Here is a 15,197-nt window from a genome sequence, read left to right on the forward strand (position 1 = left end):
ATTAGGAGGTACGTATGATGAAAATAGTTATTGCGGGTCCTGTCGGTAGCGGGAAAACTACATTTGCCAGAGAATTAGCCAAAGAACAAAAAGTTCCACTATATGAACTTGACAATCTTATTTGGCAACGAACACCACAAGGAGATCAACGCTTTTCTAAAGAGAAATCTGCACAACTATTACAAGATATTTTAAACTATCCAGAATGGATCATTGAAGGGACTACCACTCAATCCTGGATTCAAGATGCATTGATTCAAGCGGATAGTGTTTTACTTTTACTCCCACCTTATCCTATACGCCTATATCGTATTCTGAAGCGCTTCATCAAGCAAAAGTTGCAGCTAGAACAAGCAAATTACACTCCAACGATAAACTTGCTAAAAATGATGTTTGTGTGGAATCATCACTATGAAACAAAAAATAAATTGGAACTGCAGCAATTGATTGCAACAAGTCCTGCTAAACTGCATATTTTAAAAGGCCGAAACGCTTATTCTGCATACAAAAAAATGATTGAGACATAACTAGTTACGTCATATCCCCATCATAATGTATTTTGTCTATTCTTTTTTAACCTATTTTATCTAGTGCTTGTTGCGGTACTTGGTCTTTTGTTACTTCTTCATAAGTTTCAACATGGGCACCCTTATTATAAATTTTTAAATAGCGATCTTGGATCAATTCATGATCTGCAGTGAAGGTGATCGCTCGTTTTTTGCCTTCTTTATCTACTGCTTCTTGTTTATATACCGCAATACCGTGTTCAATGACTTCATTGGCTTCTTTAGTCTTCACGTAGACTTCACCTTCTGTAACCAATGGATTCAATTGATCCAATACACCTGGAAGCTCGCCAGACTGATTTTGCGTGTATGCTTTAGCTCCAAAAAGAGCAGCTGCTCCAAGTAAAAGAAAAATTCCGATCGTTTTGACTAATTTCATTTTTGTTCCTCCAAATTTATTTGATAAAACTACTTTAACAATAAATATAAAAAATGAAATCAGACAAATTAATGAATTTTCTTTCCAACCTTCGACCTACTTTTTTCTAAGACCAGCAGTAGATAAACACTCTGTTCAATTATTTTTGAAAATAGCGATGATTTCTTCTTTTTTCAAGCTCATGATTCCAGAAGTACTTAACGAGGCCAATCCAGTCGCAATGACCCAGACTTTGATAAATAACTTGTTTAAATTTTCTGGTGAAATCGCTGTATAACGTTCGTCTCCTTTTAAACTTTTAGTGAATAAGTCCAAAGTCAACTGATTGATTTGTTGGCCATATGAATGATGCTCAACAAATAGAACGATAAATAAATTTCTCTTTGTCTTAGCAAATTCAATGTAATTCAAAACGAAGTTGATTAAAAAATCGTCCGATTGAATTGTCGAAAAATAGTCTTTCTCCAGAGATTTATAAATTGTTTGTAGCAGCGTCAATTTTAAATCTTCCATATTTTTGAACTCCAAGTAGATCGGCTGAGTTGAGATTCCCATGTGCTCAGCTACATTTCTTGCAGTTATTGCAGAAAAACTTTTTTTTTCTAGTAAATCAGAGGCAGCAGCTAAAATATGTTGCTTTTTATATACTTTTTTCCTAACCAAAAAAATCCCTCCATACCTATGCTTCTTTAAATATTTATTTAAATTCCATTTATTATTATTACATTTTACACTGTTTTAAGTGTTTATTTTCTCAATAATTATAGATATGGTGGAAAAATATGATAATTTTCAAACGAAATACGAAATAAGATTGACCAATCAGAGTTTGACAGGATATAGTAAACTTATCAATTGATAACGGAGGTAGTCTTCATGTCCAGCGATCAGCATTCGCGTCAGCCATTTTTTTTACATACTGATAAAAAAACAGAGAAAGAAATCATTCAAAACAGAAATTATTACCTTTTGATCGGCTACTGTCTACTCCTGATCTTGATCGGGCTGAGTAGTGAATCTTTCAATACACTTTTAGGAGGCATGCTTCGGATTTTAACTTCTCCTAGTAATTTACTTACTGATTACATTGCTTTAGGTAGCTTCGGCAGTGCCTTTGTTAATAGTGGTTTACTCACCTTATTTAGTGTACTGATTGCTAAGAAAGAAAAAATCCCTATCAATGGTGCTATGATAGCTGCGTTGTTCACTGTATCGGGGTGTTCTTTTTTTGGAAAAAATATGTATAATTCTATTCCAATTATCATTGGTGGAATTTGTTATGCTAAAATTGTTAAAAAGCCCTTTTCTCAATTTATTGTCGTTAGTTTATTCGGCAGTGCATTGTCACCGATCATTAGCTTTTTCACTTTTGGCTTATCGATCCCTTTGATGTTTTCTTTGCCATTAGGCTGCATTATCGGTATTTTTATCGGTTTGATCTTGCCGCCGCTCGCTTCTCATGTTCTAACTTTCCATCAAGGATTTTCTTTATATAATGTTGGATTCACTTCTGGATTGATCGCTATGATGTTTACTGGTGTACTTAGAATGTTCGGCGTGAGCATCGAAGGAAAAAACGTTGTATCTGACGATTATCATAATCAATTACTATTTTTTATGTTATTTTTATTTTTTCTGATATTTATTGTAGGGTTTATCATTAACCACTTTTCCTTTAAAGGGATCAAGGAGATCAGTCGCACCTCCGGGAAATTGATTACTGATTTTACATTTATCTCAGGAATTGGTGCAACAATGATGAATATGGCTTTTATGGGGTTGCTCCTGATCGGTTATACTCAGTTTAGTCATTGTACTCTTAATGGCCCCATTGTTGGTGCTATCCTATCAGCAGTCGGCTTCAGTGCTTTTGGTAATCATCCATTAAATAGTCTCCCCTTGCTTATCAGTGTCTTTTTCACTGCACAATTATCATCTGTTTTTGCTGTCGATCAGACAACTGTAGCTCTAGCTGGAATTTTTGCCACTGGGTTGGCGCCGATCGCTGGATATTATGGTTTTCACTATGGTCTTGCTGCCGGTTTCCTGCATATGTCATTGGTTACTAATGTGAGTTACCTTCATGGTGGATTAAATCTTTATAATAACGGATTTTCTACTGGTTTTGTTGCGGCTGTCATGGTACCATTACTAGATAATATTTTACAAATCAGAAAGGTGAAACAACATGCAAGAAAGAGAAAAAGCTAAGCGTATTATAGATGAGCTTCTCACTTATTTTTTTTCAAATGATATTGAGGACATCCGAATTGGACTCGATTTTACATCTGAAGGTTTTTATATAGAAATGCAAGGACAAACCAAAGACGAACCAGAAGGTGTTTTGAACTTATTGGAATTGTTGAATACACCAAGAGATTTGAGTATTGAAAGCTATTATGATGAGCTGCTGGGCATCACCCATCATGAAGAAGAAGATTATCATTTACTAGGTTTAATGATTGACGAGGCCGAAATCAATTTTGACTCTCCTATTTTCGATATTAAGGTTTTTAGAAAAAAATGATCGTAAAAGCTTGATATAAAAGTATATTAAAAAATGTACTGGGACATAACTCTTAGAGTTACAACCCGAGTACATTTTTTTAATACACAGCACGAGCTCCGCCAATCAATTTCGGTCGACTATACAAAAAAGTCGTATGTGCTTCACCAATTTCCTTGATAGTTGTTCTGATTGGGATCTGTACATGTTTCACATGCATACCGATAGCCGTATCTCCTATATCGATTCCCCCTCTAGCAACGATTTTTTCTACCACGACTGGATCAGTAAATAATTGAAAGGCTGCAACAGCAGCTGCGCCGCCTGCATGAAGGGCAGGAACAACAGACACGATTTCAAAATCATGTGCTTCAGCAACTTCTTTTTCAATGACCAATGCCCGATTGATGTGTTCACATCCTTGTACAGCAAGGTATACCCCTTTTTTATCCAGATGCTCTTTTAGAGTCGAAACGATCCCTTCACCAACATCAAGTCTAGAATTTTGACCGATCACGCCACCAAGTATTTCGCTGCTACTGCACCCTAAAACAAAAATGTCTCCAGCTTTGAATGACGTTTTTTCAAAATATTCTTGTATCCCTGTCGTTAACTGTTCCTGATAGCTATTTCGTTCATTCATCACTCACGCCTCCCGTTCTTATTCATTTTGTTCATTATGCACAAGATTTATTCTTTAGTCAAAAAAAATCGTGAAAAATAACTCAATGAGTTACCTTTCACGACCTTGATCTTATTTACCATCTACGATATTTAAACGAACTTTCTTAGGTCCATCCACGCGTACACTGTAAACAATCGTACGGATTGCTTTAGCAACACGGCCTTGTTTACCAATAATACGACCAATATCTTCAGGTGATACAGTTAAATTATATTCTAGAAAAGCATCAGACTCTTCTACTTCCAATTTAACCATCTCAGGTTGACTGACTAATGGACGAACGATAGTTAAAACTAACTCTTTCACATCTGCCATAATCGGTCACCTTATTTCTTTTCTAATTTAGCTTCGTGGTGTTTTTTCATAACGCCTTCTTTTGAAAGGATGTTACGAACTGTATCTGAAGGTTGAGCACCTTTAGACAACCAGTCTAAAACTAAATCTTCTTTTAAAACTACTTCTGCAGGATCTTTCAAAGGATTGTAAGTCCCAACAGTTTCGATGAAACGTCCATCACGTGGAGAACGAGAATCAGCGACTACGATACGGTAAAAAGGACTCTTTTTAGAACCCATACGTTTTAAACGAATTTTTACTGACATTTTATCTATTACACCTCCATTAACTTAATCACAAATGTTAGTTTAACAGATTTCAAGTGTGCTGTAAAGAGTTTTTTCTTGACACCCTTAAAATTGCTTCATTCTATTGATCTATACAGGTTTTCATCTTTTTATGATATACTACTATTACCTTGGCAGGGGCAATTATTTGCTTCAAAAATCAGTCTGGCGATTTTCTCTTGAGAAGAACCAGACTGATTTTTTAAAACACTGAAACGTAATAGTCGAAGCATGCTTTTTGCTTGAAGCCGATCGACTGATAGAGGCCCATAGCAGCTGCATTCGTTGACTCAACTTCTAAATAAATTTGTGAGTAGCCTTCTCTTTTTAACTGTGAAACAATCGTTGTTAAAATTTTACGACCGATTCCTTTTCCGCGTTGGTCAGTTCGAACAACAAAGCCATAAATTCCACACTCTTCTTGATTTTTTTCGAGTCGAATACTGGCTATGAGTTCTTTCCCTTCTTTAAGCACAAGAGTTTTAGCCAAATCGATTTCATCAATCGGCTGAATCTTCTCAAACTCTGATTCTCCATCCAGCTGTGCGATTTTACTGGCATCAGCTTTTTCAGCTGATACTAATGAACACTCTTCTGAATGGATTTCTGTCTTACTATCGAATAACATCGCATATTCTGAGAAAGAGTGGCTATAAAGTTTCATTTCTTTGATGAAAGATACAATCAAGTTATCTCTTTGGTCAACGATCCATAATAACCGTACAAACTTTTTTTTCTGAGCAAAGATGCGTGCGGCTTCATGCATAGGAGCAATTGCTTCATTAGTCGTTGCAATCATAGTTACCTCTAACTCCTCAGGGTCATAGCCGCTTAACGCTGTATAGCCCAAAAGCTCTTCATCTTTCCAGAGCAACAGATGCTGGACTTTCTCCGTCGATTCCATAAAAAAACTTAAGTCTAACTTATATTCCACACCAAGTAATTGTTGATTTCTAGCTTTTAACAGCTTGATCTGGCTTAACTCCGTTTCACTGAGCTGTTGCTTTATACTAAGATTAATATCGAGTTCCTCACCTTCATGTTTTTTTACTGAATTGTAGCTTAATTTGAACGAAACAGCAATCCTATTTTGATCTACTCTATACTAAAATAGAGACAAGCGTCAGTTCAGCAAATCAAAATACAAAAAAACTACCCAACTTTGAAAAAATCAGGTAGTTTTTTTAATGAGCTTACTGTTAAATTATTTTTTCTTCTTTTTCTTCTTTTTGTTTTTCTTGACCATTCGGTTCATTGCCATTTTCCCAAGTTTTCCTTTGATACCGCCACCCAGCATTTGATCCATACCAGGGATATCCATATTACCTTTAGACATTTGCTGCATCATTTTCTTAGATTCTTTGAACTGTTTGATCATTCGGTTGACCTCAACAACACTGTTCCCAGAACCTGCGGCAATCCTTCTGCGTCTACTTGGATTCAGTAAATCAGGATTTTCTCGCTCTGCTGGTGTCATTGAAAGCACCATTGCCTTTTTACGTGCAACATCTTTAGGATCTACTTTGACATTTTCAAGACCAGGCATTTGACTCATGCCAGGGATCATTTTTAAAAGATCTTCAATCGGTCCCATTCCCATGACTTGATCTAATTGCTCGATAAAGTCATTGAAATCAAAGCTGTTTTCTTTCATCTTTGTTGCAAGTTCTTCAGCTTTTTTCTCATCATAATCCTGCTGTGCTTTTTCGATCAGCGTCAGCATGTCTCCCATGCCTAATATACGGCTGGACATACGATCTGGATGGAAAATTTCTAGATCAGTTAATTTTTCACCTGACCCAATAAATTTGATTGGTGCACCTGTAACAGCACGTATAGAAAGCGCCGCACCACCACGCGTATCCCCATCCAATTTTGTGATTACGACACCAGTGATACCTAGCTGCTGATTGAAGCTCTCTGCAACATTCACCGCATCCTGTCCTGTCATTGCATCAACAACAAGTAAAATTTCATCTGGTTCAGCGACTGCTTTGATTTGTTTCAATTCATCCATGAGCGCTTCATCAACATGAAGACGTCCTGCTGTATCGATCAAGACGTAGTCATTTTTCTGCTCTTTGGCTAAGGCCATCCCTTGACGGACGATCTCAACAGGATCAGTATCTGTTCCCATATCAAAGACAGGTACATCTAATTGCTGACCTAAGACTTTCAATTGATCGATCGCCGCTGGACGATAAACATCGGCTGCGATCATTAAGGGCCGCGCTTTTTCTGTTTTGATCAAGTGATTTGCTAATTTACCGCCGAAGGTCGTTTTACCGGCCCCTTGTAAACCAGCCATCATAATGACTGTTGGAATTCGTTCGGATTTATTCAGTCCCACCGTTTCAGAACCTAACGTTGCAGTCAATTCTTCATCTACGATTTTAACGATTTGTTGGGCAGGTGATAAACTTGCTAAGACCTCTACACCAACGGCACGTTCCCGTACACGCTTTGTAAAGTCTTTTACTACTTGTAAATTTACGTCTGCTTCTAATAACGCAAGACGAATTTCTCTCATCATTTCTTTTACATCTGCTTCGGAGACTTTCCCTTTGCGACGTAATTTACTCATTGCCTGTTGTAAGCGGTCTGTTAAACTTTCAAAAGCCATACTCTCATTCCTCTACTTCTTGTATTTGTTCTATATAATTTGCAATCGTTATATCTTTAGGATAGGTTTCACTCACATAGTTCTTAAGTGCATCCAATAACTCGCCACGTACGACATAATCGGAAAACAAATGAAGCTTCCGTTCATATTCTTCTAATATTTTTTCTGTTCGCTTGATATTATCATAAACGGCTTGACGACTGACATCGTACTCTTCAGCAATTTCACCTAAAGAAAAGTCATCAGCGTAATACATCTCCATGTAATTCATTTGCTTTTCAGTCAGCAATGTGGAGTAAAATTCAAATAAAGCATTCATTCGATTGGTTTTTTCAATTTCCATAATTGCTGCTCCTATCTTCAATCCCTTTTAGGTTACCGATTTCAAGGGAATTAGTCAATAGTTCTCAAGTGATTTCCTTGGATTTCTTCAAAAATTTCGACCAGTGCCTCATAGTAGCTTTCCGCATTTGCACAGAAATCTTTTTTTGATACTACTGCTCGTGTGATCGTTTGTTGATAGTTTTCTTGGTGATAGCCTGTTAAGGCAACCTTTAAAGTAGGATCAGCCAGCATTCTTTTTAACTTAGAAAGCGGGACACAAAATAAACTTTCAACTTCTTCTTCCTGTAAAGTAAAACTTCCTATCTTGATTTCTTGCTGCACAAGATAAACATTCGTAAATTCATTATCGATAAAGGTTCCTAAGTTTATGCTCACCGGAAAAACACCTAAAAACGCTGCTTCCTCAGGTAAAATCTCCACACCTAATTCTTCCCTGACCTCTCTAAAACCGTCTAAAACAGTTTCATTCGCCAAAAGATGCCCAGCAGCTGTGATATCCAACTGATTAGGAAAGTCTTTCTTTTTAGGTGAACGTTTCTGAAAATAAATGATTACTTCATCTTGTTCCATTGTATAAAACCAACAATGAAAGGTTTCGTGCCACAAACCTTCTCGATGCGCACGTTCTCTGGTCGCTGTCCCATATTGCTGATAATCTTTATCAAAAATCTTTAGTATTTCCATTTCAGCCATTTGATCCCTCATGCTGTACAATTGTTTGCCATTCATTTTCTGATACAACGCTGATCCCGTTCAAAATAAAATAAGCCGTCGCAACACCAATACCAGCTATTTTATTTCCGGAAAACGTACCATCATAGATCCTTCTGTATCCACAAGAAGGACTATCTTCTTTAACGATCAATGTATCGATTTGATGTTCTAGAAGTTTTTGATACGCAATTTTTGCCCCTTCTTTGAAACACTCGGTCACATCTTCACCCGATACTGTCAACACGCTTGCTTGTCCTTGCCAAACAGCAAAACCGTCTCCACCTGTTATTTCGGCCGGCTCTCTTGGAATCGGCAATCCACCTAAAACCTCTGGGCAAATAGGCATTGCCTCTTTCTTTTCAACTAATTCTTTTAAAAAAGATAGTTCTTTAGACTGACCATCATATCGACAACAAATACCACCCAAACATGCACTGATTCCGATCATTTCTTCCCCTCTTTTCAATCTTTATTATTATACCATTTCTTTGAACCAGAATGTAGCATTAGACCCATTCCTTAAAGTTTTTGATCGTTGCTGATTTATGATAAAATAGCGTTGTATTGATTTTCCATATAAAAGGAGCTAAACGAATGAAAAAAGTGCTTGTGGTTGACGATGAACCTTCGATCGTCACATTGTTAACTTTCAATTTAGAAAAAGACGGGTATGAAGTTATAAGTGCCACTGATGGAGCTGTAGGTTTTGAATTGGCTTCAACCAATCAATTTGATTTTATTATCCTTGATGTCATGCTGCCGAATATGGATGGGCTGGAAATTACAAAAGCCTTGAGAAGAGAAAAAATCGACACCCCTATTTTGATTTTAACTGCAAAAGATGATCAAGTAGATAAAATCATCGGTTTGGAAATCGGTGCAGATGATTATTTAACTAAGCCTTTTAGCCCTAGAGAAGTTTTAGCACGAATGAAAGCCATTTTCAGACGATTGAAACCAACAGTTGAAAAGAAAGAGGACATTAGTGAACCTGTGAAAGCACCATTGATCATAGGAGACATTATGGTCGATGAACAAAACTATGCTGTCTCTGTTCGTGGTGAGAAAATCGAATTGACACCAAAAGAATTTGAATTATTGGTTTACTTTATCAAACGTAAAGATCGTGTGATCGATCGTGATACATTGCTTGATCGTATTTGGAATTATGATTTTGCAGGGCAAAGCCGTATAGTAGATGTCCATGTGAGCCATTTAAGGGATAAAATCGAAATTGATCCGAAGCATCCGGCTTACTTAGTCACAGTCAGAGGATTTGGCTATCGTTTTCAGGAGCCTAAAAAATGAAAAAGCGGCAACGTTTTGAATATCTTTTAGTCATACTTATGATGCTGGCTCTTTTTGTTGGCAGTATTTTTCTGACGAACTATTTTTTCCGAAAGGAATTATTGACACAACAGGAAGAATATTTGCAAAAGAAAGCAACGCTGCTTTTAGATCAGTTATCTCCTGAAGTTTTCACTCAGCAGGCTTTTACTTCTCAGGAAAAAACACTAGTTGCTCACTATTTGACTGATGAGAATGAACGATTGAGTCTAATGAATAACACAGGTGATATCTTCTATGACAGTGTAGACACAAAATTACATGACTCTAGAAAAAACCGGCCTGAGATCAAAGCGGTTCTTTCAGGTGCTGACTTCGGTTCTGCTCTGCGTAAAAGCGCCACTTTAAATAAGGAGTTGCTCTACCTTGCACTTCCCGTGAAGAAAAATGGCGATCTAGTTGGGATCATTCGTATGTCAGAAGAAACAACCCAATTTTCGAGCAGTATACAATCATTCAAACGGTATATTTTACTAACTTTAGGCATTTTATTTATCATTATCACTGGGTTTGTTTTTGTCCTGCTTCAGCAGAAAAATGAACCACTAGTCACCGTCTTACCTGTATTGAAAAAAATCGTCAAATACCCTGATGAAGCCCGTTCGATCATCCAAGATTCTCCTGAATGGAATGAACTTTACCAAACGGTCAATCTTATCAGCCAGCAAATGAGTCAGACCTATTTAGCCTATACTTCAACTGAAGAACAATTTCATGCACTACTAGATGAACTGATGATCGGCGTTTTTATTATTGATGTCGAAGGAAAATTACAGTTGGTCAATCCAAAAATGCTGGATATTTTGAATATCCAACCGGATGCTGTCGGCAAAGATTATTTTGATGTGATCGAAGAGCCTGCATTGATCCACCTGATTCACCAAGTAATTACTGAAAAGACGACTCTTCATCAAGAGATTTCTTTAGCTGAGAGCTTGAATGAGACCATTTTGGATATGTCCTTACGTTTTATAGAAGAAAACGGTAATAATTACCAAGTGCTAGGAATCGCTTATGATTTGACGCGTGTCAGACAATTGGAAAAGATGCAAAAAGACTTTGTCAGTAATGTCTCTCATGAATTGAAAACGCCAGTCACTTCTCTATTAGGTTTCACTGAAACTTTACTAGATGGTGCGAAAGATGATCCTGAAACATTAACTCAGTTTTTACAAATCATGGAAAAAGATGCTTTACGTCTACAACAGTTGATCCAAGAAATATTGCAGCTTTCTCGTGATGGCAAAAATATCACTTATGATGATCAAATCATTGAGCTTTTCCCGTTTACAGAAGAAATTCTACGATCTTATCGCAAGACGATCAAAGAAAAGAATCTGACGATCCAAATCAGCGGTTCAAAACATATAACCTATACAACAAAATATGAACTTTTTTATCCTATCGCAAAAAATCTTATTGAAAATGCTGTTCAGTACTCACAAATCGATGAAACGATCACCATTGATTTTGGCTTTACAGATAGATTTTACTTTATGGTGAAAGACACTGGAATTGGGATCAGTCAAAAGGATCAAGAACGAATTTTTGAGCGGTTCTACCGTGTAGACAAAGCACGAAGTCGTCATTCCGGTGGGACTGGCTTAGGCTTATCGATCGTGCAAAATTATACTGAATTACTTGGCGGCAAAGTGACCATCGACAGTCATTTAGGTTTAGGAACGACCTTTACCGTCTATTTACCAAAAAAATAATCAGAGAGAAAACTTGATGATCACAAGTTTTCTCTCTGATTTTTTCTATTTCTAGGGGGAAATATTTATTTTTCTTTGATCGTTCCTGAAACGTCACGTTCAACTTTCATATCTGTGATCGGTAAGTAACCTAATTCTTTGACCACTCCTTTTTGAACATCTTCTTCCAACATAAAATCTAAAAAGGCTTTGACTTCTTTATCTGGCTCGCCTTTTGTATACATATGCTCATAAGACCAGATTTTCCAAGAGTTATCCGCGACATTTTCTTCCGTCGGCTTAACATCATCTACGCTTAAAGCAATCGTTGAGTCATCCATATAAGAAAAAGCAAGATAGCTGATTGCTCCTGGAGTTTGGGCAACGATTTGACGTACAGTTCCTGATGAGTCCTGTTCCTGTGATTGAACGGCTGTCGCTCCATCCAGTCCCCATTTTTCAAATGTTGCGCGCGTTCCGCTTCCACTTGGGCGGTTGATCACAGCAATTTCCTGATCTTTGCCTCCAAGTTCCTTCCAATTTTTCGTTTTTCCAGTAAAAATATCGATCAATTCCTGTTTTGTCACGTTTTTAACGCCGACTTCTTTGTTAACAACAGGTCCCATACCAACTACTGCAACTCGATGATCGACTAATTTTGACGCATCAACTCCAGATTTTTCTTCTGCAAAAACATCTGAATTACCAATCGTCACAGCGCCATCAGCTACTTGAGAGAGTCCTGTTCCGCTGCCCCCGCCTTGAACAGAGATCGTATAATTAGGATGTTCAGAAATAAATTGATCTTTTGCTGCATCAACTAGCGGCTGTAAAGCCGTTGAACCGACTGCTACGATTTTAACTGGTTGATCGTTGCTTTCCTTACTTTTATTACTGCTTTCGTTAGTTGCTGCGCCTTGACTGCCGCAACCTGCGATTAATAGTCCTACACTCAAAACAATTGCTGATAATAAAGGTTTCTTCATTTCTGCACTTCCTTTTCAATTAGTTACAAGCTTAGTTTAACAGCGGAGTGTTAATTCTAATCCAATGTTTTGTAAATAATTCGTAAAGGAGTGTAAAGGTTTTGTTTAAGTGAAAAATAAAAAAGTGTTAAAGACAAGCCTAAAAACTGGTTTGTCCTTAACACTGATCAGAAGTCAGGTGCTTTAGCGATTGGAAAAAACAGAGAATATAAATATCCTACTATTCATTCTTTTCTAAAAGCTCGAACCTAAACGATTTACATAAGATTCTCTATTAGCTTCTCATTTATTTTATATAAGCACCAATACGTCTCATAGCTTCTTTCAAGGTACTCATATCAGCCGCGTAGCTGATTCTAACATACCCTTCTGCTTCTTTTCCAAAAGCAATACCAGGAATGATTGCGATTGCTTGTTTCTGCGCTAAATCAACACAAAACTTCATAGAGTCTTGCTCATAACCGTCTGGGATTTTAGCAAAAATATAAAAAGCGCCATTTGGTCTAGCAACTTCAAACCCGAATCCTGTCATTTGTTCATAAACAAAATCACGACGCTCTCGGTATTCTTCTTTCATCACAGAAGCATCATTGATACCTTCGACAAGCGCTCTAACAGCTGCTTTTTGTGAAATCGTAGAAGCTGCAGTAACCAAATACTGATGGACCTTGATGATCTCTGCAATCAATTCTTCGGGTCCAAAGATAAATCCGATCCGCCAACCGGTCATAGCATGGGATTTTGACAATCCGTTGATCAGGATCGTTTGCTCCGGAATAAATTCTGCAATAGATACATGTTCGTCTTCATACGTCAGCTCACTATAAATTTCATCACTGATAACGAATATTGGATATTTTTTTACTACATCAGCAATTGCTTTCACTTCTTCACGTGTATAAGTGACCCCCGTCGGATTACTTGGATAATTCAAGATGATTGCTTTCACTTGATCCCCGTGCTCTGCCATAGCTTCTTCGATCATTTGTGGAGTTAAAACAAATTTATTTGGTCTCGTATCGATATACACTGGTTCAGCATTTGCTAAAGTGATCACAGGCTCATAACCTGGATATATCGGAGCAGGCATCAAGATTTTATCTCCTGGCTCCAAGATCGCCAATAAGCTTGCCGAAATCGCTTCTGTTGCACCTACAGTTACCAAAATCTCAGAAGTCGCTTGGTAGCTCACACCATACTTCTCTTTCATAAAAAATGCGGCTGCTTCTCGAACATCAGTCAACCCTGCCATACCTGAGTAGTGAGAGAAATTGTCATTAATAGCGTCATGTGCCGCTTTTTTTACATGCTCTGGTGTATTGAAATCAGGTTCACCTAACGTTAGTTTTAAAATTCCATCGATCGATGACACTTGCTCATCAAACTGACGAATCAATGATACAGCGATTTTAGATACTTGTTTATTGAATCTTTTAGTTAAATCCATGAACTTCTCCCCTTCTCTATTTAAATGCCCAAACCGTTCATACGGCTTATTTTATCAATGGAATTATCATAGCATATTCTCTTACAAAATGAAATTTGTATTTAAAAAAAGTGTATTTTCTTTTCAAATTCTCAGATTGCACTTGCGAAACCTTCTTTGCTTCTTTATAGTAATAAGAAATGAAGGGAGTTATGTTTATGAAAGGACTCAGAAAAATCACACCCTATGTTCCAGGTGAGCAGCCAAATTATTCGGATATGATCAAACTAAACACCAATGAAAATCCTTATCCGCCTTCTCCAAAAGTAACGGAAGCTTTAAAAAATTTCAATCCAGAATCATTGAAGCGCTATAGCTCCGTCGATAATTTTGAGCTAAAAAAAGTCTTGAGTGATAAATTCAAATTATCTCCAGAACATTTTTTGATCGGTAATGGTTCAGATGAGGTACTGGCATTTTGTTTTCTAGCTTTTTTCAATAGTCCAGATCCACTGCTTTTTCCAGAAATCACTTATGGTTTTTATAAAGTTTGGGCAGACTTATTTCATATCCCATTCAAAGAAATTCCATTGAAGAAAGATTTTAGTATTGATCTTGATGACTATCATCAAAACAACGGCGGAATTATTTTAGCCAATCCTAATGCACCTACTGGACTATTTCAACCACTCGAAGCCATTGAAAGGCTATTGTCAGAAACTGCCGATGTTATCGTAATTGTTGATGAAGCCTATATTGATTTTGCTGGAAAATCAGCTATTACCTTGCTAGAAAACCATCCAAATCTCATTATCGTCAGAACCTTATCAAAAGCGAACTCTTTAGCTGGTCTACGTGTTGGTTATGCTATTGGAAATCCTCAGTATATCCGTATTGCTGAAAGTATCAAGTCTTCTTTCAATCCTTATTCGGTCGATCTACTAGCGGAAACATTGGCCACAGCTGCTATTGAAGATACAGACTATTATGACAAGATTACAGAAAAAATTTGCCAAACACGAGAGTGGTTCATTAGAGAACTGCATGCTGTAGGTTTTGATTCTCTACCATCAAAAACGAACTTCGTTCTGTCGACACATCCCAAACTCGAGATAAGTGACCTTTATCGACATTTAGAAGAACAAGATGTTTTTGTTCGCTATTTTCCTACTATTGAGCGTTTGCAATCTTATTTGAGAATTTCGATCGGCACTCAGAAAGAAATGGCATCCGTTTTAACAATTATCAAAGACTACTTATCTCAATTGCGATAAAAAAAATAGCTTGAAGCAGCTGAAAGGCG

18 protein-coding genes are annotated in these 15,197 nt (G+C 37.2%); 6 read left to right on the top strand and 12 right to left on the bottom strand.

All coding sequences use genetic code 11. The features are described from left to right. Window positions 1–14: 14 nt before the first annotated feature. Window positions 15–527, top strand: coding sequence for a shikimate kinase (locus tag IGI58_RS16650; protein ID WP_429952533.1), 513 nt, complete (start codon window positions 15–17; stop codon window positions 525–527). Window positions 528–573: 46 nt separating this feature from the next. Here the strand turns inward: IGI58_RS16650 and IGI58_RS16655 are convergent, their stop codons facing one another. Then, entirely contained in the window at window positions 574–945 is a 372-nt protein-coding gene (locus IGI58_RS16655; protein ID WP_087640022.1) for a YxeA family protein, read from the bottom strand. A 135-nt stretch (window positions 946–1,080) separates the two neighbouring features. Next, entirely contained in the window at window positions 1,081–1,608 is a 528-nt protein-coding gene (locus IGI58_RS16660; RefSeq protein ID WP_087640021.1) for a TetR/AcrR family transcriptional regulator, read from the bottom strand. Between the two features lie 213 nt (window positions 1,609–1,821). Here IGI58_RS16660 and IGI58_RS16665 point away from each other — a divergent pair, with 213 nt between their 5' ends. After that, the gene (locus IGI58_RS16665; RefSeq protein WP_225534003.1) at window positions 1,822–3,156 is read left to right on the top strand and encodes a DUF1576 domain-containing protein; all 1,335 of its coding nucleotides are present in this window, start codon (window positions 1,822–1,824) and stop codon (window positions 3,154–3,156) included. Beyond that, window positions 3,134–3,472, top strand: a complete 339-nt coding sequence (locus tag IGI58_RS16670) for a hypothetical protein (RefSeq protein ID WP_087640019.1) — start codon at window positions 3,134–3,136, stop codon at window positions 3,470–3,472. The genes IGI58_RS16665 and IGI58_RS16670 overlap by 23 nt, the downstream gene beginning before the upstream one ends. A gap of 79 nt (window positions 3,473–3,551) precedes the next feature. Here IGI58_RS16670 and IGI58_RS16675 read toward each other — a convergent pair whose 3' ends face one another. The 8 genes from IGI58_RS16675 to IGI58_RS16710 all read right to left on the bottom strand — a co-directional run bounded on the left by IGI58_RS16675 (window position 3,552) and on the right by IGI58_RS16710 (window position 8,889). Continuing rightward, on the bottom strand, window positions 3,552–4,094 hold the full coding sequence (locus IGI58_RS16675; RefSeq protein WP_429952532.1) for a TIGR01440 family protein: 543 nt from the start codon (window positions 4,092–4,094) through the stop codon (window positions 3,552–3,554). Window positions 4,095–4,205: 111 nt separating this feature from the next. Beyond that, window positions 4,206–4,451, bottom strand: coding sequence for a KH domain-containing protein (locus IGI58_RS16680; RefSeq protein ID WP_087640017.1), 246 nt, complete (start codon window positions 4,449–4,451; stop codon window positions 4,206–4,208). A gap of 11 nt (window positions 4,452–4,462) precedes the next feature. Next, window positions 4,463–4,738: a 30S ribosomal protein S16 gene (rpsP, locus tag IGI58_RS16685; protein WP_010761445.1), complete on the bottom strand. Its 276-nt coding sequence runs from the start codon at window positions 4,736–4,738 to the stop codon at window positions 4,463–4,465. Between the two features lie 223 nt (window positions 4,739–4,961). Further along, complete coding sequence (locus IGI58_RS16690; protein ID WP_429952531.1) at window positions 4,962–5,663, bottom strand: GNAT family N-acetyltransferase; 702 nt, start codon at window positions 5,661–5,663, stop codon at window positions 4,962–4,964. Between the two features lie 300 nt (window positions 5,664–5,963). Further along, window positions 5,964–7,382 (bottom strand): signal recognition particle protein, encoded by a 1,419-nt coding sequence (ffh, locus tag IGI58_RS16695; protein ID WP_429952530.1) that lies wholly within the window; start codon window positions 7,380–7,382, stop codon window positions 5,964–5,966. 4 nt (window positions 7,383–7,386) lie between these two features. Then, window positions 7,387–7,725 carry a putative DNA-binding protein gene (locus IGI58_RS16700; RefSeq protein ID WP_087640014.1) on the bottom strand — a complete coding sequence of 113 codons (339 nt, stop codon included), beginning with the start codon at window positions 7,723–7,725 and terminating at the stop codon, window positions 7,387–7,389. A gap of 50 nt (window positions 7,726–7,775) precedes the next feature. Further along, a complete protein-coding gene (locus IGI58_RS16705) occupies window positions 7,776–8,420 on the bottom strand; it encodes an NUDIX hydrolase (RefSeq protein WP_429952529.1) in 645 nt (214 codons plus the stop codon). Then, complete coding sequence (locus tag IGI58_RS16710; protein WP_429952528.1) at window positions 8,413–8,889, bottom strand: DUF523 domain-containing protein; 477 nt, start codon at window positions 8,887–8,889, stop codon at window positions 8,413–8,415. The genes IGI58_RS16705 and IGI58_RS16710 overlap by 8 nt, the downstream gene beginning before the upstream one ends. A gap of 146 nt (window positions 8,890–9,035) precedes the next feature. Between IGI58_RS16710 and IGI58_RS16715 the strand changes: the two genes are divergently transcribed. Both IGI58_RS16715 and IGI58_RS16720 read left to right on the top strand, forming a co-directional pair. Next, a complete protein-coding gene (locus tag IGI58_RS16715) occupies window positions 9,036–9,749 on the top strand; it encodes a response regulator transcription factor (RefSeq protein ID WP_087640011.1) in 714 nt (237 codons plus the stop codon). Beyond that, window positions 9,746–11,503, top strand: a complete 1,758-nt coding sequence (locus tag IGI58_RS16720) for an ATP-binding protein (RefSeq protein WP_429952527.1) — start codon at window positions 9,746–9,748, stop codon at window positions 11,501–11,503. Before IGI58_RS16715 ends, IGI58_RS16720 begins: the two co-directional genes overlap by 4 nt. Before the next feature lie 65 nt (window positions 11,504–11,568). Here the strand turns inward: IGI58_RS16720 and IGI58_RS16725 are convergent, their stop codons facing one another. Both IGI58_RS16725 and IGI58_RS16730 read right to left on the bottom strand, forming a co-directional pair. Continuing rightward, window positions 11,569–12,468: a phosphate ABC transporter substrate-binding protein PstS family protein gene (locus tag IGI58_RS16725; RefSeq protein WP_087640009.1), complete on the bottom strand. Its 900-nt coding sequence runs from the start codon at window positions 12,466–12,468 to the stop codon at window positions 11,569–11,571. Window positions 12,469–12,754: 286 nt separating this feature from the next. Then, a complete protein-coding gene (locus tag IGI58_RS16730; RefSeq protein ID WP_429952525.1) occupies window positions 12,755–13,915 on the bottom strand; it encodes a pyridoxal phosphate-dependent aminotransferase in 1,161 nt (386 codons plus the stop codon). 197 nt (window positions 13,916–14,112) lie between these two features. Between IGI58_RS16730 and hisC the strand changes: the two genes are divergently transcribed. After that, window positions 14,113–15,168, top strand: coding sequence for a histidinol-phosphate transaminase (gene hisC, locus IGI58_RS16735; RefSeq protein ID WP_429952524.1), 1,056 nt, complete (start codon window positions 14,113–14,115; stop codon window positions 15,166–15,168). The last annotated feature ends 29 nt before the right edge of the window (window positions 15,169–15,197 follow it).

This window comes from Enterococcus sp. AZ020, from assembly GCF_050499205.1.
Classification (GTDB): Bacteria; Bacillota; Bacilli; order Lactobacillales; family Enterococcaceae; genus Enterococcus_L; species Enterococcus_L dunnyi.